Source organism: Janthinobacterium sp. BJB304 (assembly GCF_002735765.1).
GTDB lineage: Bacteria > Pseudomonadota > Gammaproteobacteria > Burkholderiales > Burkholderiaceae_D > Janthinobacterium.
Map to the genome: position 1 here is coordinate 1 of NZ_PDZN01000002.1, position 21,218 is coordinate 21,218.

The window sequence follows — 21,218 nt, forward strand, 5'->3', positions numbered from 1 at the left end:
GCGATGGTCGCCATGGACATGACGCGGGGGGCGGCGGGGGCGCCGGCAATGTCGACGCCGCTCAGGACGCCCGCCTGATAGCCGCTGTCGCGAAAGCGCCGCAGGAAGCTGCCGGGGACGTCCATATTGGCGCCATTGGCAGTCCTGGCCGGGTAATTCAGGAACTGCCGGCCGTCGCCATGCAGGACCACGGCCCAGACGTCGGGCGCGTACATGGCGGTGCGGAACTTGGCCGTGAAGTATTCGGGGGCGAAGGTGGCCACCACCACGCCGGCAAAGCGGCCTTGCTTGTCCTGCACCATGCGCGACGCCGTGATGACCAGGTCGCCCTTGAAGGTATGGAAGGGCGCCGAGATGTACAGCATGCGCGCATCGGGGGCGTCGCGCGCCGTCTGGAAGTAGCCGCGGCGCGAAAAATCCTGGTCCGCCAGTTCCGCGATGTTGGTGGCGACCGGCTTGCCTTGCGCATCGATGACCAGCATGGTGCGCACGCCAGGCATGGCGTCGACCAGCGCGGCCAGGCGCCGGGGCAGCGCTTGCCCGGCGTCCGGTGCCGTGCCGGCTGCAAGATAGTCGCGGATCACGCCGCCCAGCACCAGGTTGGTTGCCTCCAGGTCGACTTCGATATTTTTTGCCAGCAGCGCCGTCAGAACGCTCAGGCGCTCGCGTTCGGCCGCGTCATGGCGCGTCGCCTCGGCCAGATGCGCATAGGCGAGGGCGGCAGCGACGATGAGCAGCCCGAGGAGCAAGAACAGCCATTCGATCCATTGTCTGCGCACCGCCGCCGCATCTGTGTGATAAGTCATGTGGCGATGCTATACCCGATATGGATTGAGAACAACTTTTGCGCACAACTATGCATGTGATAGTGTGGCCAATTTGCCCCCAAGGGACAGGGGCAGGTGCAGGCGGAAGACGGCGCCCTGGCCCGGCGCGGATGCCACGCCGATGCTGCCGCCCATCAGCACGGCGAGCTGGCGTGCGATGGCCAGGCCCATGCCTGCGCCGTCATGGGCGCGGCTCGGCGAGTCGTCCGTCTGCGAGAATTTGTCGAAGATGACGCCCTGCTGCGCTTGCGCGATGCCGATGCCCGTATCGCGCACCTCGATCTGCAGGTCCGCGCCGCTGTGCATGACGTGCACGTCGACCCGCCCCGCAGCCGTGTAGCGGATGGCGTTATCGAGCAGGATATCGAGCACGCGCACGAGGCGCACGCGGTCGCAATCGATGCTCGGCGGCGTGGCGGGCGCCACGTGCGCGGCCAGCTGCAAGCCCTTGTGGGCCGCGCGCGGCCGGTGCGGCGCCAGCGCCAGTTCCAGCAGCTGCTCCAATGGCGCGGCGCTGGACTCCAGCCTTACCTGGTCTTGTTCGAGCGCGCTCAATTCCATCGCCGCCTCGACCATGGCCAGCAACTGGCGGCCGCTGTCCTGTATCGTTTGCGCGTAGGCGGCCTGTTCCGGCTGGCGCAGCTGTTCCAGCAGCAGCTCGGAAAAGCCGAGGATGCCGTTGAGGGGCGTGCGCAATTCATGCGACATGTTCGACAGGAAGCGCGACTTGGCCTCGCTGGCGGCGATGGCCTTGGCGCGGCTGTCGACCAGGCGGCCGATCAGCAGCACCAGCGCGGCCCACGACAGCACGATCAGCGCGCTCGTGATGGCCGCCATCAGCAAGGCCTGGTCGCGGCGCGAGACGTAGTCGGCCAATACCGTGTCGCGGTCCAGCCCGACCAGCATGTACAGCGGGTAGCCGGCCAGTTTTTCGAACGCGTAAAAGCGCAGGACGCCGTCGACGGGACTGCGTTCGGTGAAGCCGCCCCGCGTTTTACCTTGCATCAGAGAAAATACCTTGCTGCCGCCGATATCCTGGCCGATGGTGTCGACGGCGCCGACCCGGCGCGCGCGCACCACGCCGTCGTTGCCGACCAGTTCGGTGGAGCTGTTGTCGCCCAGGCCGACTTCGTCGTACAGGCGGGTAAAGTAATACGGGTCCATCGAGACCACCACCACGCCCTTGAAGCGGCCATCGGCATGGTTGATGCGGCGCGTCATCTGGATCGACCATTTTTTCGACACGCGGCCCAGCACCGGCTTGCTGATATACAGTTCGCCGCTGTCGCGCTGCATGTGTACCCGGATGTGCTCTCGGTCGGCCAGGTTGGTGGGCTGGAAAGAGCGGCTCGACAGCACCATGTCGCCCTGTTCGTCGACGATGGTAAACAGGTTGTACAGGGGGCCGGGATTGAGGCCTTGCCGCAGATCGGCCACGATGTCGAGGCGGCTGCCCAGCGCCTGGTAGCGGCTGCGCAAATACGTGACCGCCTGATCCGCCGCCTCGATCGTGCGGATCGCATGCTCGTCGAAGACGCGCGCCATGCTGCGCGCATCGCGCCCGGCGCCGGCGACGGCGGCGTCGTAGGCGTGCCGCAGCTGCAGCATGGTGATGCCCCACAAGCCCGCCAGCAGCACCGCCATGAAGAGCGACAGCAGGGTGCGCGTATCCCAGCGCTCCCAACGCTCCCAGGCCATGGCCTTCCAGTATCTGTGCTGCCGCATGCCGCCTCCGCAAGGTCCGCCAGTTGTGCCGTTGTGCGAGGATGCCCGGCGTCGCTGGCGCGTCGATTTATCAATTATAGCGAATATAATTGATTTTAACGATTAAAATGATTTTGCGAGGAAAAGTGTTGTTTTACGGGCCGGCCCGGGCGGCTAGCGTATCGCCGCCTGGCGCGTCAGCCAGTGGTCGACCATTTCGCGCAGCTGGGCGGCCGTAAACGGCTTGGACAGATAATCGTCCATGCCGGCCGCCATGCAGCGCTGCCGGTCGTCCTCGGTGACGCCGGCCGTGAGGGCGATGACGGGCAGGCGCGGCGCGGCGCTGGCCGCTTCGCGGGCGCGCAGGGCCCGGCACGCCTGGTAGCCGTCCATGACGGGCATCATGCAGTCCATCAGGACCAGGTCGTACTGCTGCTCGGTCAGCGCCTGCAAGCCCAGCTCGCCGTTTTCCGCCGTGTCGATGCGGTAGCCGCGCGCGCCCAGCTGCAGGCACACCAGCTGCCGGTTCAGTGCCGTATCCTCGACCAGCAGGATGCGCGCGCCCCCTTCCGATGCGGGAACGGGCGCGCAGGCGGCTGCGGATTCCGATGGCGCGGCTGTCTCCGGCTCCGGCTCCGGCGCCTGGGCCGGCATGCAGGGGATGCGCACGGTGAAGCGGGAACCGGCGCCGGGCGCGCTGCTGCAGAAAATCTCGCCGCCCAGCAGCGCCACCAGGTGCTTGCAGATGGTCAGGCCCAGCCCCGTGCCGCCATAGGCGCCGCTGATGCTGTCGTCGGCCTGGCAAAACGGCTCGAAGATGCGGCTCAGCTGCTGCCCCGTCATGCCGATGCCGTGGTCGCTGACCATGGCGACGAGGCAGGCGCTGGCGCCGTCCGGCGTGGCCGGTTCCAGGTGCAGGCGCACGGTCACCGTGCCGGAGGGCGTGAACTTGATGGCATTGCTGAGCAGGTTGCCGAGGATTTGCGCGAGGCGCGTGCGGTCCGAGCAGATCAGCGGCGGCACGCTGTTGCCGATTTCGCTGACCAGCAACAGCTGTCTGGCGTCGGCCTGCGGGCGGTGCAGCGCCAGCACGTCGTCGAGCAGCAGGCGCGGGTCGAAGTCGCGCAGCTCGATGCCCATCTGGCCTGCCTCGACCTTGGACAGGTCGAGGATATCGTTCAGGATGCGCATCAGGTGCTGCACGCCATCGCCGATGCGCTGCGCATGCTGCCGTTGCGACGCATCGAGCGCGGTGTCCTGCAGCAGTTCGGCCATGCCGGCGATGCCGGCCATCGGCGTGCGGATCTCGTGGCTCATGACGGCCAGGAAGCGCGACTTGGCGGCATTCGCCGCTTCCGCGCGCGTTTGCAGCGCCAGCGCCATGGCCGCGTCGCGCTCCTGGCGCCGCAGCAGGGCCAGGATCAGCGCGATGGCACCGGCCAGCACGAGCAGGCTGACCACGGCCGCCCCGCCCATGGTGCGCAGCATGCGCCGCCAGCCCGCCAGATACACCGCGTCCGTGACGGTCACGTTGACGGCCAGCGGATAGTCGCGCACCAGCCGGATGCCGGCCAGGCGGTCGACCGTGCGTCCCTGGTCGGCCGCGCGCGGCGTGTCCACCTGCAGCACGCCATCGCTCTTGCCCTGTTCCAGCAGGCGGTAGGTGCTGCCCGTCAGGTTGCGCTTGCCCATCATCTCGGGCACGGCCGGCCAGCGGGCCAGCAGCGTGTAGTCGCTGCGGTACAGGGAAAAGGCCGTGTGTTCGCCGATGCTGGTGCTCTGGAAGAATTTGCTGAAGAAGTCGCATGACAGGCCGACCAGCACCACGCCCAGGAAGCGGCCGTCCGGTCCGCTGATGCGCCGGCTGATATAGAAGGTCCAGGCGCCATTGCCCTTGTTTTGCACGGGCGCGCTGACGTGCATGCCGCCGTTCGGGTGGCGCCGGTGATACTCGAAGTAATCGCGCTCGCCGAGGCGGATGGTCGGCGCGGGAAAGGCGCGGCTGAAGGCCAGCACGCTGGCGTCGCTGCCGACGATCGATACGACGTCCACTTGCGGCACGCCGCCGATCTTGTGCCGCAGCGTCTGGTGCATGGCCTGGGTACCGACGGCGGCGGCCAGCGCCTGCGCGTCCGCGGGGGCGGCGGCCTCGATCTCGTTGCTGACGCTGTCGAGCACCAAACGGGCCGCCGTCATGCTCTGCGCCGTGTTTTCCGCCAGCAGCAGCGACAGGTTCGACAGGTCCTGTTTCCAGTCATCGACGGCTTCGCGGTGCAGCAGCACGCCGGAGACGGCGATGCGCAGCGCCAGCAGGCCCACCAGCACCAGGCCCACGACGGTCGTCATGGTGCGCGGCCGGTAGCGGTGCACCAGGCGCAGGACGGCCTGGCGCGCGTTCATTCCTGCGCGCCCGTGTATTCAAGCATGCTGCGGCGAACCTCCTGCTCCACCGCGCCGAGCAGCGCCGCCGTTTCGGTCAGCCAGTCCGCTGCCGCCGCACCTTGATGGCGCACCAGCTGCTCGAGTGCCGCCAGGCGCGCCACCAGGGCGCTGGCCCCCAGCAGGGCCACGGTGCCGCGCAAGGTATGGCAGCTATGCACGATGGCTTGCGCCGCACCGCCGCGCACGGCCTGCTCGACGCGCGCAAACATGGCCGGCGACGTGTCGAGGTAGGTCTGCGACAGGGCGCGGAACATCTCCAGGTCGTGGCCGGTGGCGTGGAACAGCACGGCAGGATCGATGTGGCGATAGGCTGGCATGGCGGCTCCGTGGCGAGGGGAAAGCGGTGGCGGGAAGGTGACGCGCTAGGCGGCCAGGCTGTTGCGCCGCGCATGGCCGGCGCAGCAGGCGCGCAGATAGCCGCGCAGTTCGTCGTAATTGACGGGCTTGGCAAAGAACACCACGCCGGGTGGCACGCCGCCCCGTTCTTCCAGCTCTTCCTGCGTCAGGCTCGACAGCATGGCGATGTGCATGTCCGCCAGCAGCGGGTCGGCCAGGATGGTACGAATCACTTCGTAGCCGTCGATGCCTTCCATGACGATGTCGGCCAGCAGGATGTCGGGCTGGTCGCGGGCGATTTCCATCAGCGCCTGGTAGCCGTTCTCGCAAAAGCGCAAGTCCGCCTGCAAGCCCCATGAACCGATCTGTTTTTCATACAGCGCGCGTTCGATGGGATTGTCCTCGATCACGAGGATGGACGGTGGACGGCCCGATGGGACGGGGCGGTTGGCCCGTGCCGCGCGCTGGTCCTGGCCCGGCTGGCCGGGATTGCCCTTGTAGGCCTCGACGGCCGCGAGGGGAATGCGCCGGTGGCCGCCCTTGGTCTTCCAGGCTTCGATCACGCCGGCCTCGACCAGTTGTTGCACCGAGGTGACCGAGATGCCGAGGATTTCTGCGGCCTTTTGGGTAGTGCAAACGTCTGCAGTGTGCATGATGGGCTTTATGGTCACGGATGTAGTTGAAGGGAATGATACGCAATCGGGCTCAAAAAATCAATTTCAACGAATTATATGAATTCACTAAAAACTTCGCGTGCGGCGGGCCGGACTCGCGTGCGCGTGCGGCAGGGGGCAATATGCGTCTGCGGTTCCAGGAGATCGCGCCGCTCGCTGCACTCGGCGCTGCTGTGGCGCAGCAGGGTTTCCATGTCGTTTCTGTCCAGGCCCAGTACCCGCGCGGCGGCCAGGACCGGCCCGCGCGGCCCCGCGCCGTTGCGCAATATCAGGTCGGCGAAGCCGCTGGCCAGCTTCAGCAGCCAGGCCAGGTCCGTCATGTGCCCGGCCTGCCCGAAGCCGGGCGGCGCGGCATGGCAGCGCACGGCATCGCACAGGATGTCCGGCATGCCCCAGCCCCGCATGAGCATGGCCGACAACGCCAGCTGGTGGCGGCCGAAGCGCTGCGACTCCGCGCACAGCAGCCGGGCCCTGGCGCCATTGCCGTACTGGCCCAGCAGTTCTCCATATTCCTGCGGATGCCAGGTGGCCAGGGCCAGCTGGCCGCAGTTGGCCAGCAAGCCGCAACTGTACAGCTCATCGGCCGGCGCCAGCTGCAGCGCATCGCCGGCCACGCGGGCCGCGCACGCCATGGCCAGCGCGTGCGACCAGTAGCGCTGCGCGTCGAAGTGCGCGCACGTGGCCGCCGGCAGGGCCGGTGCGGCGAACGCCTGGCGCAGGGCGGGCAGGCCAATGGCGGCCAGCATCGCCGCGCTGACCGCCGCATGCGTGCGCTCGCCCGGCGGCACGCCCGCATTCGCCAGGCCGATGACCTTGCCCGTCAGGGCGGGATCGCAGCCCAGTTGTTCCGCCAGCTCATCGAGCGATACCTGCTGCTCGCACAAGTTTGCCAGCCAGTGGCACCGCCCGGCGGGTGAAGGCAGGATGGCGCCGCCGGACAGGTGCGCCAGGTCGATATGCGCGCTCATGGCCGGCTCCCGACGCCGCTGCGGTCATCGGCTTGCGCCGCGCCCGCCGTCTGCAGGACCGTGACGGCCTGCGACAGCGCGTCGAGCGCCATCAGCAGTTCCGCATGCAGGCGGCGCAGCGCGCCGATATCGTTGGAAAAGCCCGCGTGCACGGCCTGGCGCGCCAGCGCCTGCAGCGGGAGCAGGCCCATGGACTGGCTGCCGTCGAGGATTTCCTGCGCCAGCACGCGCGCCGGCGCGGTCCGTTCGCAGCGCAGCGCATGGGCGATGCCGGCCAGGCGGTCGCGCGTCTCGGCCACGAACAGGGCCAGAATCTCGCCCTGCAGGCGCCGGTCGTAGCCGAACATGGCGTCCAGGCGGGCCGCGTCGAACGGCGGCGTGTCCGGCGCCCTGGGCGCTGGCGGCGGTGCGCTGTTGGCCACCTTGGCCGGCGGGGCCGCCTTGCGCATCTGCAACAGTGCATGCAGATCGGCCGGTGCCGTGCAGCCGGCCTGGCGCCCGCGGGTACGGCGCCAGAGCAGGGCGGCCAGCAGCAACACCAGGCCGGCCAGGGCCAGCGCCGTGCGCATCAGCGACAGGTCTTCGCAGCGAAGGAAGGGGGGGATGGCGAAGAGGGTGTTCATGACTGTGCTCCAATGAATGCTATCTAGGCAAGTGATGCTGCGTGATGGCGGACCTAAAAGACGTCCCAGTCGCCCGCATCGGCGGTGGCCGGTGCCGCGGCTCTGGCCTGGCCTGCGGGGCGCGTGGCGACCAGTTTGAGCGCCGCCTTGTGCTGTGCGGGCCGCCGGGCGGCGTGTGCTTGCGGCGCCGCGCCGGCCTGGGCAGGCGCCAGCTTGAAGGCGCCCACCACGCCAGCCAGCCTGGCCGCCTGCTCCTGCAGCGACTGCGATGCGGCCGCCGCTTCCTCGACCAGGGCCGCATTCTGCTGCGTGACTTCATCCATCTGCGTGACGGCGCGGTTGATTTCCTCGATGCCCGTGCTTTGTTCCGCGCTGGCGGCCGAGATTTCGCTGACGATGTCGGTCACGCCGCGTACCGTGTCGACCACTTCCGTCATGGCGGCGCCGGCCTGCTGCACCAGCTTGCCGCCTTGTTCGACCTGTTCCACGGAGTCGCCGATCAGTACCTTGATTTCCTTGGCGGCGGCCGCCGAACGGTGCGCCAGGTTGCGCACTTCCGTGGCCACGACGGCAAAGCCGCGCCCCTGTTCCCCGGCGCGTGCCGCTTCCACGGCCGCATTCAGGGCCAGGATATTGGTCTGGAAGGCGATGCCGTCGATGACGCTGATGATGTCGGCGATCTTGTTGGACGAGCTGTCGATCGCTTCCATGGTGCGTATCACGTCGTCCATGACTGCTCCGCCCCGCTGCGCCTTGTCCGAGGCGCTGACGGCCATTTGCTTGGCCTGGCGGGCGTTGTCCGCGTTTTGCCGCACGGTGGCCGTCAGTTCTTCCATGGCCGAGGCGGTTTCTTCCAGCGAGCCGGCCTGCTGCTCCGTGCGCGCCGACAGGTCCAGGTTGCCGGCCGCGATCTGGCCCGACGCCGTGCTGATGCTGTCCGTGCCGGAACGCACTTCGGCCACGATGCGTACCAGGCTCGCGCTCATGTCCGCCATGGCCTTCATCAGCTGGCCCACCTCGTCGTTTGACGAGGTGTTCACTTGCACGCTGAGGTCACCGCCCGCGATGGTGCGGGCCACGTCGATGGCGCCGGCCAGCGAGGCGGCGATGCGCCGCGCCAGCAGCAGGCCCATGCCGGCCACCAGCGCCGTCACGGCCAGGGCCAGGCCGATGGAAATCCAGCGCGCGCTGGCAGCGGCGGCGGCGCCATCGGCTGCGCCCTTGGCGGACACGTTTTCGTTGTAGCGGTGGTGGGCGGCGAGGGCGTCGACCAGTTCCTTGATGATGGGCTGGTTTTCCATCAGCAAGTCGCGTGCCGCGTCCAGTTCGCCCGCCTTCGACAGCGCCAGCACCTTGTCGCGCACCGTGTCGTAGCGCGCCAGCACGGCACGGTCGGCGGCCAGCAGCGCGCGGTCCTGCTCGTCGGTGACATCGTCTTTTTCATACTGGTCGAGCGCCTTGCCCACCGCCGCGCGCGCTTCCCTGATGCCCGCTTCGAGCTTGTCGCGCCCGGCCGCATCCTTGCTGGCCATGTGCTGCCAGACGGCCGTGCGCATCTGTGCGAACGGCACGAAAGCCTGGTTCAAGGTCAGCAGGCTGGGCACCGTGTTGACGGTGGCATAGCTGGCCGCCGTGTACACGCGGTCCATCTGGTAGATGCCAAAACCCGCCAGGGCGGCCAGTCCGAGGACGACGGAAAGAATCAATGCGTACAGCCGTTTAGCGATGGTCATGATGGGCGCCGCTCCAGTGAAGTGAAATGCAAGAAAAAGTGGTTGGTTTCGCTGTTTTTCTCATTCTACGATAAAAATTCGTTTTATTCGAGAAATTTGTTGTTAATCTATTTTATTCAATGATTTTCATCAAAATCGTACTGCTGTGGTTGGCTCGACGGTCAGCCCGTGTATAAAAAGCCACACGGCACGCGGCGCGCGTTCTCGCGTGTGGCACGCTTTGTCGATTAGTGAAAAAATGGGATTTGCTTGATTGCCATCAAATACGGTGCGCAGGCGCGTGCCGCCGACTGACTCTTGTAAAGGAGCATCATGACTGCCTCTGCCCGGCCTGGACCCTTGTTAGTATTCACTGCAGTCATCTTCATCCTGCTGGGCCTGGCGCTCGTTGGCGGCGGCGTCTGGCTCGTCAGCCTCGGCGGTTCCTGGTATTACGTGGTGGCCGGCATCGGCATGCTGATCGCGGGCGCGCTCGTGTGGAAGGGGCGGCGCAGCGCCCAGCTTTTCCTGGCCCTGCTGCTGTTCGCCACCCTGGTCTGGTCCGTCATCGAAGTGAAGTTCGACTGGTGGCAATTGCTGCCGCGCCTCGATATCTGGTTCGCCGCCGCCGTCTGGCTGCTGCTGCCGTTCGTCGACCGCCGCCTTGATCCGCCATTGACGGCCGGGGCGAAACCGCGCGACGCGGGCAGGAGCGCGCTGGCCGCCGCCGTGGTGCTGACGGCCGCCGTGGGCGTGTTCTCGCTGTTCCAGGATTACTACACCCTGCACGGCGAAGTGCCGGCCGAGAACATGGCGGCCGCGCCGCAAGGCGATTTCGCGCCGGGCGTGGCGCCCAACGACTGGGCCGCGTACGGCCGCTCCGGCTATGGCGACCGCTATGCGCCGGCCGCGCAGATCACGCCGGCCAACGCTGCGCAGCTGAAACAGGCGTGGGTGTACCACACGGGCGACTTCAAGGGGCCGAACGACCCGGGCGAGATCGCCAACGAAGTCACGCCGCTGAAAGTGAACGGCATGCTGTACCTGTGCACGCCGCATAACATCGTCATCGCGCTCGATCCGGACACGGGCAAGGAGATCTGGCGCCACGATCCGAAGATCAACCGCGACGCGTCCAGCTACCAGCACATGATCTGCCGCGGCGTCGCCTATTGGGACGTCAACGCGGGCCGCGCCAAGGGCGACCCTGCGCCCGAGGCGGCCGGCATGGAGTGTCCGCGCCGCATCTTCGCGCCCACCATGGATGCGACCTTGATCGCCGTCAATGCCGATACGGGCGCAGCGTGCAAAAGCTTTGGCGAAAACGGCGTGATCGGCCTGTACCACGGCATGGGCATGAAGAAGCGGGGCTTTTTGATGCCGACCTCGCCGCCGGCCGTGGCGCAAAACGTGGTGGTGATGGCCGCCAGCGTGACCGACAATTTTTCCACGGAAGAACCGTCGGGCGTGATCCGCGGCTACGATCCCGTCACCGGCAAGCTGATGTGGAACTGGGATGCCTCGAACCCCGACGACACGGCGCCGATTGCCGATGGAAAAACCTATACGAACAACTCGCCCAATTCCTGGGGCGTCTCCAGCGTCGATGAAAAGCTGGGCATGGTGTACATCCCGATGGGCAATGAAACGCCCGACACGTGGGGCGGCAACCGCAATCCGAATGGCGAGAAATACAATAGCGCCATCGTCGCGCTCGATCTTGCCACCGGGAAAGTACGCTGGGTCTACCAGACCGTGCACCACGATATCTGGGACATGGATATCGGCGGCCAGCCTACGCTGGTCGACATCGACACGCCGAAAGGCAAGGTGCCGTCCGTGGTGGCGACCACCAAGCGGGGCGATATCTACGTGATCGACCGGCGCGACGGCAGCCTGGTCGTGCCGGCGCCGGAAAAACCCGTGCCGACGGCCAACGCGGCCCCTGGCGACAAGCTGTCGCCCACGCAGCCGTTCTCGGCATTGACGTTCCTGCCCGAGAAGCACATCAGCGAAACGGATATGTGGGGCACGACGCCGTTCGACCAGCTGGCGTGCCGCATCATCTTCCGCCAGCACCGCTATGAAGGGCCGTTCACGCCGCAAACGGTGGCCGAAGGCAAGATCAAGGGCGCCATCATTTCGCCTGGCCCGCTGGGCATCTTCGAGTGGGGCGGGGCGGCCGTCGATCCCGTGCGCCAGCTGCTGCTGGTCAATCCCGATTACATGGGCTTCCTGGAGCGCCTGGTGCCGCGCGCGCAAGCCAATGCGCCGGGCGGCACGGGCACGGAAATGGGTTTGCAGCCGCAGACGGGCGTGCCGTTTGCCGTGGAAATCAAGCCCTTCCTGTCGCCGCTGGGCTTCCCGTGCCAGGCGCCGCCGTGGGGTTATATTGCCGCCGTCGACTTGCGCACCATGAAAAAAGTGTGGATGCACAAGAACGGCACTACGCGCGACAGCGCCCCCGTGCCCATCGCCTTGCCGCTGGGCGTACCGAGCCTGGGCGGCATGAGCACGACGGGCGGCGGCGTGGCTTTCCTCAGCAGCACGCTCGACTACTTCATCCGCGGCTACGACGTGCGCAACGGCAAAACCGTATGGAAAGCCCGCTTGCCGGCCGGCGGCCAGGCCACGCCGATGAGTTATGTCTCCGACAAGACGGGCAAGCAGTACGTGGTGGTGATGGCCGGCGGCCACGGTTCGCTGGGCACGAAGATGGGCGACAGCCTGGTGGCGTTTGCCTTGCCGGATGAGGCGGTGAAGGAGGCGGGGAAAGCAAAATAGCGCATGGACGCTGCGGCGCCATTCTGTGGATGGTGCCGCATGAAATTGCGCATGGCGGCACGCGGCCACTTACATTGGTTTTATTGGAAAGGCACCCATGAGTACAGACAGGACGGGATTGATCGGGGCGCTCAGTGCCGTCCTGAGCTTTCTTGCGGTATTTCTCGTCTACACGAGCTTTGAGAATTTCCCAGGCATGGTGAATGCATTGGCCATCGCTGCATGCGGATTGGTCATCGGCGTTTGCCAGGGTTTTTTTATCCAGCGTCCGCAACATCGCACCATCGGCATGGCGACCTTCGCCGGCCTGTTGATCTTATGGCTCCCGGTGGTGTTGGTTACTTACGGCTTTGCCTTGCTGGCACTGCCCCTGCTGGCTGCATTTGCGCTGCTGGTGTTCTTCGGTGCCAGACTGGGCAGCCATCTACGCGCGTCGGCTTGCCGGCCCGCATAGCGAGCCGCCGGCACTGCTGACGCTTGCACGGCGTTGCCGCAAACTTGTTGCGGCAACGTCCATCGATTACTGTGCCGCCAGTCCCAGCTTCAAGCCCACCAGCTTGCCCGGCGTGGCCTCCGTTTTTTCCGGCGCGCCCGCGCTGACCCTGGCCGCCGGCGTGCCGTCCTGCTGCAGGGCCGCCAGAATCGCCGCGCTGCGCTGGGCGCCCAGCTTGCTCAAGGCATCGGCAGGCAGGGGCTGTTTGGCCTCCAGCTGCTCGCGCAAGCCGTTATAGAATGCTCCCGTGTCGGCCACTTGCGGCTCGCCCTCGATCAGCTTGCCAAGGCGTTGGAAGACGGGGATCTTGGCCGCCGCCGGCGCGGAAGCGTTGGCGGAGGCCGCCGCTGGGGCAGGTGCAGCCGATTCCGCCGCCTTTTTCTGCCTGTCCAGCTCGGCCTTGCCGAAACGTTCGCCATACAGGTCGCGCAGGGCGCCCCGTACCTTGCGTTCGCCCAGGTTCAACGGCCCCGGTTCTTCGCCCGCTTCCAGCTTGATGCCGGCCTTGGCGGTGACGGCGCGGCGCACGGCCTGGGCGCGCAGGGCGGCTCCGTCCGTGTCGCTGTACTGGCCCGGCACGGCCAGCTTCAGCTGTTCGCGCTTGGCCAGGATCTGCGCCACCTGCTTGAGTTTTTCCCGCTCGGGCGGCAGCAGCACGGCGCTGCCCGCATCGAAGTCGATGGCTTCCAGCTTGTCGGCGCTGATGCCCAGCAAGTTGCCCAGCGCGCGGAACGGTGCCGTGACGATTTTCGTCAGCACATTGCCCACGGCTTTCCAGATCAGCGCGCCATAGCTGAATTGCGGGTCGTTCATGTCGCCGGACACGGGCAAGCCGAGGTCGATGCGCCCGTCGCTATCCTTGAGGATGGCCAGCGCCAATTCCAGCGGCAGCTTCAGGGCGTCCGGACTGTCGATGCGTTCGCCCAGGGTCAGCTCGTCGAGCACGATCTGGTTGGTGCCGTCGAGCTGGCGGTTGCGCACCTTGTATTGCAAGTCCAGCGAAATCTTGCCTTCCGCCACTTTATAGCCGGCGAATTTCATCGTGTACGGCGAGGCGGATACCATGTCGACGTTCTTGAAGACCACGTTCAAGTCCGTGTTGTCGGTCGGGGTGAAGGGATTTAATTGTCCACGCACGCGCGCCAGGCCGAATTCGTCGATGCGGCCATCGAGTTCGATCTGGCTGCGCGCATCGCGTTTCGTCGACAGGCCCGTGACGACGCCGTTGAGCTCATAGATCTTGGCGGCGAACTGCGGGCGCAGGCTCAGGTCGGCAAAGTCCAGCTTGGCATTCTGCAGACGCACGCGGCGTACGCGCACGGGGAATGCGGCGTCGGCGGGCGCGCTGGCGGTTGCCGGCGCCGGCGCAGTGGCCGGCTCGGGCGCCTTCACCAGCAGGCGCTGGGCGTTCAGGCTGCGGTCGTTTTCGATGATCAGCTGCGCATTCGGTTCGACCACGCGCAGTTCGGGGATGTCGACAAAATCCGGGCCCACGCTCGCTGTCAGCTTGTCGGCACGCACGCTTTTCCATGACGCAAAACGCTTGCCATCCGTTTCATTGAGCACGAGGCCGGCGATATCCACGCCGCCCTCATAGCGCACTTTCGGTGCCTTCGGCGCGCCGCCGCCCGTCGTCAGGCGCCCGCTGCCGGAGAGAGAGCCGCCCGCCAGCTTCAGTTTCAGATGCTGCGCCAGCAGCGGTTGCACGGGTGCCAGGGTCAGCTGTTTCAGGTTCAGTTGCGCATCGACGGCGCCCGTGCCCGGCACGAACTTGCCGTTGGCCGTGAGCAAGCCGCCTTCGCGCAGGCCCACGCCCAGCTCGAATGGCAGCGCCTGCTTCATGTCGTTGCTGACCTTGTGCAGCGACAGGCTGGCATCCTGCAGCGTGCCCTTGATGCCCGTGCCCGCGTCTTCGAAACGGGCGCCGAATTTGCTCAGTTCCACCTTGTCTACCGCGGTGGACCACGGCGCGGAAGGGGTTTCCTTGCCTGCGTCGGCCTTGCCGGAGGCAAACACGGGCAGTTTTTGCGCAATCGCAAACTCTCCCTGGCGGTTGCGCGCCAGGTCGATCTGCGCGCCGCTGGCCGTCACGGCGCCCAGGTGCATGGTATGCGCCGCCAGGTCGACCTTGCCTTCCGTAAAGCCCAATTGGGCCAGCTTGAACGGCGTTTGCGCGCCGCGTTGCATGGCCAGGTCGGCCAGGCTGAAATTGGCGCCGTCGATCACGGTGGCCATGCCCGCTGGCCCTTGTTGCAAGCCCAGCTGCAGCTGCAGTTGCAACTGTTTCGCGCTCAATTGCAGGGCAGGCGTGACGGTTTCATCGATGGCGGATACGTCCACATTGGCCAGTGCCAGCTGTTTTAAATCCACCTTCCATTTGCCAGGTTTGGCTGGCGCGGCGGTGGCCGATGCTGCGGGTGCGGGATTGCCCGGCAGCATCAGGTTCGCCACGTCGATCTCGCCCTTGCTGTCGCGCCGCACGGCCACCTTGCCGCCGTACAGATTGACCTTGTCGATCGTGACGCTCTGCCGCGCCAGATCCACGTTGACGCCGGCGATGCCCAAGGTGTTCAGCGACGTAAATGCGTCTCCTTTTCCGTCACGTACCAGCGCCAGGTCGCGCAAGGCCAGGCCCGCGCCCTTGACCGTCGCTTGCAGCGTGCCGTCGGCATAGGAAAAGGCATAGGGCAGGCGCGCCGACAGCTTGCCGCTGCTCACCGTCGCCCGCGTGTACGCCTTCAAATACGCGGCCAGGCCGGGCAGGGAAGCGTCGTTCAGTATCAGCTCGCCTTCGCCCCGGATCGGGCTCAGCGAAGCCGTGCCGCGCCAGTGCAGCTTGCCGCCGCGCGCCGCATCGGCGCTCAGGCTATAGCTGCCGTTGGCGTCGGGCAAGGTGGAGATATTGTCGAGTGTAAAGTTGATCGGCGTGAAGTCATCCGCATAACCCGCCTTCTGGTCTTGCCAGTCCACTTTGCCTTGTTCCAGCGCAAAGTGGGCGATGACGAGGCGCGGCATGCCGCCGTCGCTCTTTTCCGGATGGTTGCGTTGCCAGGTGGCCAGCACTTCGGCCAGGTTGAACTTGCCGTCCGGCGTGATGGTCAACTGCGCCTGCGGCGCCGTGATGCGGATTTCCGCCAGGCTCCAGGCGCGGCGCACGATGGATTTCCATTCGAGCTGCACGGCCAGCGCGCCGATGGACAGCAGCGGCGCGCCGCTCTGGCCATCCGCGCCGGGCGCTTCCTTGAAAGTGATCTGCTCCGCTTCCAGGCGCAAGGTGAACGGGTTAAAGCGCACGTCGGCGATGCTGGCCTGGCGCGCCAGTTCTTTTTCTGCAAATTTGGGCAGCTGGTTTTTGATAACGTAGGGCACCAGCCAGAAGCCGGCCGCGCTGTAGGCGGCGAGGACGCAGCCGGTGCCGACGGCCCAGCGCTGCCAGCGTTTCCAGCGAAATGTTTTCGTCTGCACGCTTTTGTTGTCGATTGTGTTCACGAACTTACCTTTTGATCTTGTTGGGCGGCACATCCTGCACGCCGTGACTGTCAGTATGCCTCTTTGCGGCCTCGTCTGCAAAATCCAAACGTGTTCAAGTGATAACAGGCGCCAGGGTGGCCTTGTTTCTTGTGTAAAACTCACACAAACTCACTCTTACTTGATAATGATTCTCATTATCGGTATCATGCGCGCTAACCGTAAGTTTCCATCCGTACATATTTTCTCATTGAAAGCCCGATGTCATGCCTGTCGTCTCTCCCCGCACCCGCTTACTTCCTGTCGCCGCCGCCCTGTCGCTGGCCTTCGCTTCCCACGCAGCCTTCGCCGCGAATGGGGCTGGCGGCCAGGACGACCTGACGGCTGGCGATGAGAAAGTCATGCAAGCCGTGCAGGTGACGGGCACCCGCGCGCAAGGCCTGGTGCCTGTCACGACGGAGGCGGGCAGCTTTCGTGGCGCCAACATCATGGACGTGCCGTCGACAGTCAACGTGATCACGCGCGCATTGCTGGAGCAGCAAGCCGTGTCCGGCCTGTACGACGCCGTGCGCAATACGGCGGGCGTGACGCGCCAGCAAAATGGCGGCGAAACCTGGGATCAGCTGGTGATACGCGGCATCGCCGTGGAAAACCGCACGAATTACCGCCTCAACGGTTCCATGCCCATCATGAACTTCTCGCAAGTGCCCATGGACAACAAGGAACGGGTGGAAGTGCTGAAGGGCGCCTCGGCCCTGTACTACGGTTTTACGTCGCCGGCCGGCGTCGTCAACTTCGTTACCAAGCGGGCTGGCAGCCAGCCCGTCACCAGCATGGGCCTGAGCCTCGACGACCGCGGCAGTGCCGTGGCGAATGTCGACGTGGGCCGCCGTTTCGGCGCGCAGCAGGAATTCGGCGTGCGCATCAATGCGGCCGGCGGCACCCTGGGTTCCTATCTGGACAAGGTCGGCAATGGCAACCGCAGCTTTCTCTCCACCGCGCTGGACTGGCGGGTGACTAATAAACTGCTGCTCAAGGCGGACCTGGAATACGACCGCCGCAAGGTGACGGAGCAGGCGGGCGTGGCCTTGCCCACCGCCGTGAAGGGCGTGATCAGCCTGCCGCGCGCCGTCGATCCGCGCAACTTGATCGGCCCCGACTGGTCGAATTTCGAGGCGCAGACGAAAAACGCGCAATTGCGCGCCGACTACGCCATTACGGACGGCTGGGCCTTGACGGTGGAGGCGGGCCACTCGGAAACGGCGCGCGACCGCCGCCTGGCCATCTTCCGCCTGAATAACGCGGCGGCCCTGGCCACGGGCGCGGGCCGCATCACGGGCAATATCCAGCACAGCGTGACGGCGTCGGACTTGCTGCGCGCGGAACTGGCCGGCAACTTTAATACGGGTTTGATTGCCCACGAACTGACCCTGGGCGCCTCGCGCACGGACAAGTCGCAAGATGCTATCTACCAGAGCAACTACACGATCGCGTCGCAAAACCTGTACAGCCCCGTACCCGTGACGAATGTCGTGTTCGGTCCCAAGCCGACGGCGCCGACGACGGCCGCGCTCGAGACGCGCGACACGGGCTTGTACGCGCTCGACCGCATGATCTTCAGCCCGCAATGGCAAAGCGTCATCGGCGTGCGCCGCAGCAGTTATCAGAGCGACCAGGGCGCCAGCCACTACGACGTCAGCAAGACGACGCCGATGGCCTCATTGATCTACAAGGCCACGCCCGAACTGTCGTTTTACGCGTCCACGGCGCGGGGGCTGGAAGAGGGGGAGACAGGCCCGACGGGCACCGTCAACCAGGGCGTCAAGATGGCGCCCGGCGTGAGCAAACAGAAGGAACTGGGTGCGCGCTGGCTGACGCCGGGCGGCACCTTGCTGTCCGCCGCGCTGTTCGACATCACGCGCCCCGGCTATTACACGAATAGCAGCAACGTCTTCACGTCGGATGGCGAACAGCGCTACCGTGGCCTGGAACTCTCGACGCAAGGCAAACTGACGCGCCAGCTGTCGTGGCAGACGTCGGCCCAGTTCCTCGACCCGAGCTTTGCGCACATCAACGCCGATTACAATGGCAAGGCGCCGGAAAACGCATCGAAGCGCACGGCCAGCGCCTTCCTCGCTTATGCGTTTGACGCCGTGCCGGGCTTGTCCGTCAACGGCGGCGCGTATTACTACAGCGCCCGCCCCGTCAATGACCTGAACCAGGCTTTCCTCGGCGGCGTGAGCCTGTTCAGCGCGGGCGCCCGCTATGCGAGCCGCGTGATGGACAAGGCCGTCGTGTGGCAGTTGAACGTGGAAAACGTGGCCGACAAGCGCTACTGGGCCGGCGCCGGCACGCGGCTGGCATCGGGCGCGCCGCGCGCTATCAAGCTGTCGATGAAGGTGGATTTGTAAGCCAGGCTTGACCTGCGCCCTGTGCTCAGGGGCCTTGCCCTGATACAATGTTGCCATGTTCATCAGCAAAGGCAAGGCCGGCATCGTCCTGTGGATCGCGTGTATCGCCATCTTCCTGGCCACGCTCGCCCCTACGGTGTCGCGCGCGCTGACGGTCGCCAGCGGCCTGGCCGTGCCCAGCCTGGAAATCTGCTCGGTGGCGGGTGGCATGAACATGTTGCCCGCAACATTGTCCACGGACGCGCCCGATCCCGATACTTCCAAGGGCAGCATGCGCATGGGCGACTGCCCGTGCTGCAGCATGCATGCGGACACCTTGTCGATCCCACCCACCACCCTCGTGCTCGCTTCCGGCGAGCTCCTCACGGGCTTGCTGCCCGAGCTGTTCTACCAATCCGCCACGCCCCTGTTCGCCTGGACGCCCGTCCAGCCCCGTGGGCCGCCCGCCGCTTTCTGACCTGTCCCTTTTCCTGAACTGCCTTGCGCCGCGCGGCCATGTGCTGTGTTGCGCTTGCGGCCGTTCGTCTTACCCATACAGCATCTGAAAGCAGCACCATGAAACATTTACCGTTCTTGATTTCCCTCGCCATCGCCATGCCCGCCGTGGCGCAAACGCACAATGAAGCAGGCACCACCGTCTTGCCTGAAATGAAAGTCATCGTCACGGCCATAGGCGACGGCTACCGTCCTGCCGCCGACACGGCGCTGATGCTCTCCAGCACGCCCGGCTACAGCGTGGCGGCTGGGGGCGGCGTGTCCGGCTTGCCAGTGGTTAATGGCTTTGCCGATGACCGCCTCAAGATTCGCATCGACGGCATGGAACTGACGTCCGCCTGCGCCAATCATATGAATGCGCCGTTGTCGTACATTGATCCGCAACAAGTGCAGCGCATCCGCCTGATCGCGGGCGTGACACCCGTCAGCGCGGGCGGCGACAGCATCGGCGGCACCATCGAGGTGCAATCGAACGCGCCCGTGTTCGCCCGGCCTGGCGCGGGCCTGCTCACGCAAGGCAGTTTTGCCGTGTCGGGACGCAGCGTCAACAACAGCGTGGCGACCAGCGTGCATGCGTCGGCCGCCAGCGACGTGCTCAGCATCGGCTACAGCGGCGCCACTACGCGCGGCCACAGCTATGAAGATGGCCACGGCAATACCGTGCTGGCCAGCATGTTTGAAAGCATCAACCAGGCCATCGTGCTGGCGGCCAAGGGCGATGGTCAGCAGCTGACCCTGCGCGCCGGCGTGCAGCACATCCCGTACCAGGGTTTCCCGAACCAGTACATGGACATGACGGACAACCACGGCCAGTTCGCCAATCTCGCTTACCAGGGCACATTTGCCTGGGGCGTGCTGGACGCGCGCGCCTACTGGCAGCAGACGGACCACGAGATGGGCTTTTTCACGCCCGAGCGCAAGGGCACGATGCCGATGATTACGCATGGCCGCAACACCGGTTATGCGCTGATGGCCAGCCTGCCGATGGCGGCGGGCGAGTTGCGCCTGGGCCAGGAGTGGCACGGCTTCCGCCTCGACGACTACTGGCCGGCCGTGCCCGGTTCCATGATGATGGGGCCGCGCACCTACCTGAACATCAATGACGGCAAGCGCGACCGCACCGTGCTGTTCGGCGAACTGGAAACGCGCCACGCTGCGCGTTGGACGAGCGTGCTGGGCGTGCGCGGCGAATCCGTGCGCATGGATGCGGGCGACGTGCAATCGTACGGCACCAACATGATGAACATGCCCGACGTGATGGCTGCCAAAGCCTTCAATGCGCGCAGCCGCAGCCAGCGCGACACGAATATCGATGCCTCCGCGCAAGCGACGTTCACGCCCGATGCGGCCAGCAGCTATGCATTCGCGCTGGCGCGCAAGGTGCGCTCGCCCAACCTGTACGAGCGCTACTCGTGGGGCCGCGGCTCGATGGCCATGACCATGACCAACTGGTTTGGCGACGGCAACGGCTATGTGGGCGATATCGACCTGAAACCCGAGACGGCGTACACGGCGGCGTTCACGGCCGACTGGCATGGCGGCGGCGAGGAGGGCTGGTTCCTGCGCGTCAATCCCTATTACAGCAAGGTCGACAATTACATCGACGTCGACGTGCTGGCGTCTTTCCACCCGTACATGAAAATGGGCGCGAACGGTAACTTGCTGCGCTTTGCCAACCACGACGCCAAATTGTACGGCGCGAATGTGGCCTGGCAGCTGCCGCTGGCCAGCAGCGCCCGCTGGGGCCGCTTCATGGCGACGGGCAATGCGGCTTACACGCGGGGCAAGCGCAGCGATGGCGGAGAACTGTACCGCATGATGCCGTTCAACGCCTTGCTGGCCGTCGAGCACAAGCTGGGCGCCTGGAGCAGCCGCATCGAAACGAAGATCGTGGCCCGCAAGGACAAGGTCGATGCCCGGCGCTTCGAACCGGAAACGGGCGGCTATGCCCTCGTCAACCTGCGCAGCAGCGTGGCATTGAACAAGATGGCCAGCCTGAGCGCCGGCGTGAGCAACCTGTTCAACCGCGCGTATGCGGACCCGCTCGGCGGCGTGTATCTGTCGGGACTGAAAGCGAACGGCGGGGCGCTGCAAGCCTTGCCGGCCGAGGGACGATCGATTGACCTGGGGCTGCAGCTGAAGTTCTAAGCCTGGCTATCAGTGTGCGCCTTCCTGCCGCCGATGCGGCAGGAAGGCGCACGCTGGCAACGCCGCATCGGCGAGCGCCATGTGGTCGTGACAATGTGCGCATGTTTCTCGACGGTAATTTGTTATGCTCTCT

General features: G+C 65.8%; 14 protein-coding genes. 5 read left to right on the top strand and 9 right to left on the bottom strand.

Annotation, left to right across the window (positions count from 1 at the left end; genetic code table 11):
- The 8 genes from CSQ95_RS02045 to CSQ95_RS02080 all read right to left on the bottom strand — a co-directional run.
- Positions 1-806 (bottom strand): cache domain-containing protein (locus CSQ95_RS02045; RefSeq protein ID WP_373631113.1); only part of this gene is annotated, 806 nt, incomplete at its 3' end.
- Between the two features lie 48 nt (positions 807-854).
- The gene (locus CSQ95_RS02050) at positions 855-2,552 is read right to left on the bottom strand and encodes an ATP-binding protein (RefSeq protein WP_257217915.1); all 1,698 of its coding nucleotides are present in this window, start codon (positions 2,550-2,552) and stop codon (positions 855-857) included.
- Positions 2,553-2,705: 153 nt separating this feature from the next.
- Positions 2,706-4,931 carry a hybrid sensor histidine kinase/response regulator gene (locus CSQ95_RS02055; RefSeq protein ID WP_099408274.1) on the bottom strand — a complete coding sequence of 742 codons (2,226 nt, stop codon included), beginning with the start codon at positions 4,929-4,931 and terminating at the stop codon, positions 2,706-2,708.
- Entirely contained in the window at positions 4,928-5,290 is a 363-nt protein-coding gene (locus CSQ95_RS02060) for an Hpt domain-containing protein (protein ID WP_070223602.1), read from the bottom strand. The genes CSQ95_RS02055 and CSQ95_RS02060 overlap by 4 nt, the downstream gene beginning before the upstream one ends.
- Before the next feature lie 45 nt (positions 5,291-5,335).
- Positions 5,336-5,962, bottom strand: a complete 627-nt coding sequence (locus CSQ95_RS02065) for a response regulator (RefSeq protein WP_070288176.1) — start codon at positions 5,960-5,962, stop codon at positions 5,336-5,338.
- A 74-nt stretch (positions 5,963-6,036) separates the two neighbouring features.
- Positions 6,037-6,951: an HDOD domain-containing protein gene (locus CSQ95_RS02070; protein ID WP_099408275.1), complete on the bottom strand. Its 915-nt coding sequence runs from the start codon at positions 6,949-6,951 to the stop codon at positions 6,037-6,039.
- Positions 6,948-7,574, bottom strand: a complete 627-nt coding sequence (locus tag CSQ95_RS02075; protein ID WP_099408276.1) for a hypothetical protein — start codon at positions 7,572-7,574, stop codon at positions 6,948-6,950. The genes CSQ95_RS02070 and CSQ95_RS02075 overlap by 4 nt, the downstream gene beginning before the upstream one ends.
- Positions 7,575-7,627: 53 nt before the next feature.
- Entirely contained in the window at positions 7,628-9,307 is a 1,680-nt protein-coding gene (locus tag CSQ95_RS02080) for a methyl-accepting chemotaxis protein (protein ID WP_099408277.1), read from the bottom strand.
- A gap of 312 nt (positions 9,308-9,619) precedes the next feature.
- On the opposite strand from CSQ95_RS02080, the gene CSQ95_RS02085 reads away from it, so the two are divergent.
- Entirely contained in the window at positions 9,620-12,070 is a 2,451-nt protein-coding gene (locus CSQ95_RS02085) for a membrane-bound PQQ-dependent dehydrogenase, glucose/quinate/shikimate family (RefSeq protein ID WP_099408278.1), read from the top strand.
- 97 nt (positions 12,071-12,167) lie between these two features.
- Positions 12,168-12,524, top strand: coding sequence for a hypothetical protein (locus tag CSQ95_RS02090; RefSeq protein ID WP_099408279.1), 357 nt, complete (start codon positions 12,168-12,170; stop codon positions 12,522-12,524).
- Positions 12,525-12,590: 66 nt separating this feature from the next.
- Here the strand turns inward: CSQ95_RS02090 and CSQ95_RS02095 are convergent, their stop codons facing one another.
- Entirely contained in the window at positions 12,591-16,052 is a 3,462-nt protein-coding gene (locus tag CSQ95_RS02095) for a DUF748 domain-containing protein (RefSeq protein ID WP_257217916.1), read from the bottom strand.
- Positions 16,053-16,297: 245 nt separating this feature from the next.
- Between CSQ95_RS02095 and CSQ95_RS02100 the strand changes: the two genes are divergently transcribed.
- The 3 genes from CSQ95_RS02100 (at position 16,298) to CSQ95_RS02110 (ending at position 21,085) form a co-directional block, all read left to right on the top strand.
- Positions 16,298-18,442, top strand: a complete 2,145-nt coding sequence (locus CSQ95_RS02100) for a TonB-dependent siderophore receptor (RefSeq protein WP_099408281.1) — start codon at positions 16,298-16,300, stop codon at positions 18,440-18,442.
- 55 nt (positions 18,443-18,497) lie between these two features.
- Positions 18,498-18,899 (top strand): DUF2946 domain-containing protein, encoded by a 402-nt coding sequence (locus CSQ95_RS02105; protein WP_099408282.1) that lies wholly within the window; start codon positions 18,498-18,500, stop codon positions 18,897-18,899.
- 98 nt (positions 18,900-18,997) lie between these two features.
- The gene (locus CSQ95_RS02110) at positions 18,998-21,085 is read left to right on the top strand and encodes a TonB-dependent receptor (protein ID WP_099408283.1); all 2,088 of its coding nucleotides are present in this window, start codon (positions 18,998-19,000) and stop codon (positions 21,083-21,085) included.
- Positions 21,086-21,218 lie beyond the last annotated feature (133 nt).

Coding starts and splice junctions, on each gene's coding strand:
- CSQ95_RS02070 (WP_099408275.1), bottom strand. CDS start 6,951: ATGAGCGCGCATATCGACCTGGCGCACCTGTCCGGCGGCGCCATCCTG.
- CSQ95_RS02090 (WP_099408279.1), top strand. CDS start 12,168: ATGAGTACAGACAGGACGGGATTGATCGGGGCGCTCAGTGCCGTCCTG.
- CSQ95_RS02105 (WP_099408282.1), top strand. CDS start 18,498: ATGTTCATCAGCAAAGGCAAGGCCGGCATCGTCCTGTGGATCGCGTGT.
- CSQ95_RS02075 (WP_099408276.1), bottom strand. CDS start 7,574: ATGAACACCCTCTTCGCCATCCCCCCCTTCCTTCGCTGCGAAGACCTG.
- CSQ95_RS02055 (WP_099408274.1), bottom strand. CDS start 4,931: ATGAACGCGCGCCAGGCCGTCCTGCGCCTGGTGCACCGCTACCGGCCG.
- CSQ95_RS02050 (WP_257217915.1), bottom strand. CDS start 2,552: ATGCGGCAGCACAGATACTGGAAGGCCATGGCCTGGGAGCGTTGGGAG.
- CSQ95_RS02065 (WP_070288176.1), bottom strand. CDS start 5,962: ATGCACACTGCAGACGTTTGCACTACCCAAAAGGCCGCAGAAATCCTC.
- CSQ95_RS02080 (WP_099408277.1), bottom strand. CDS start 9,307: ATGACCATCGCTAAACGGCTGTACGCATTGATTCTTTCCGTCGTCCTC.
- CSQ95_RS02100 (WP_099408281.1), top strand. CDS start 16,298: ATGCCTGTCGTCTCTCCCCGCACCCGCTTACTTCCTGTCGCCGCCGCC.
- CSQ95_RS02060 (WP_070223602.1), bottom strand. CDS start 5,290: ATGCCAGCCTATCGCCACATCGATCCTGCCGTGCTGTTCCACGCCACC.
- CSQ95_RS02085 (WP_099408278.1), top strand. CDS start 9,620: ATGACTGCCTCTGCCCGGCCTGGACCCTTGTTAGTATTCACTGCAGTC.
- CSQ95_RS02110 (WP_099408283.1), top strand. CDS start 18,998: ATGAAACATTTACCGTTCTTGATTTCCCTCGCCATCGCCATGCCCGCC.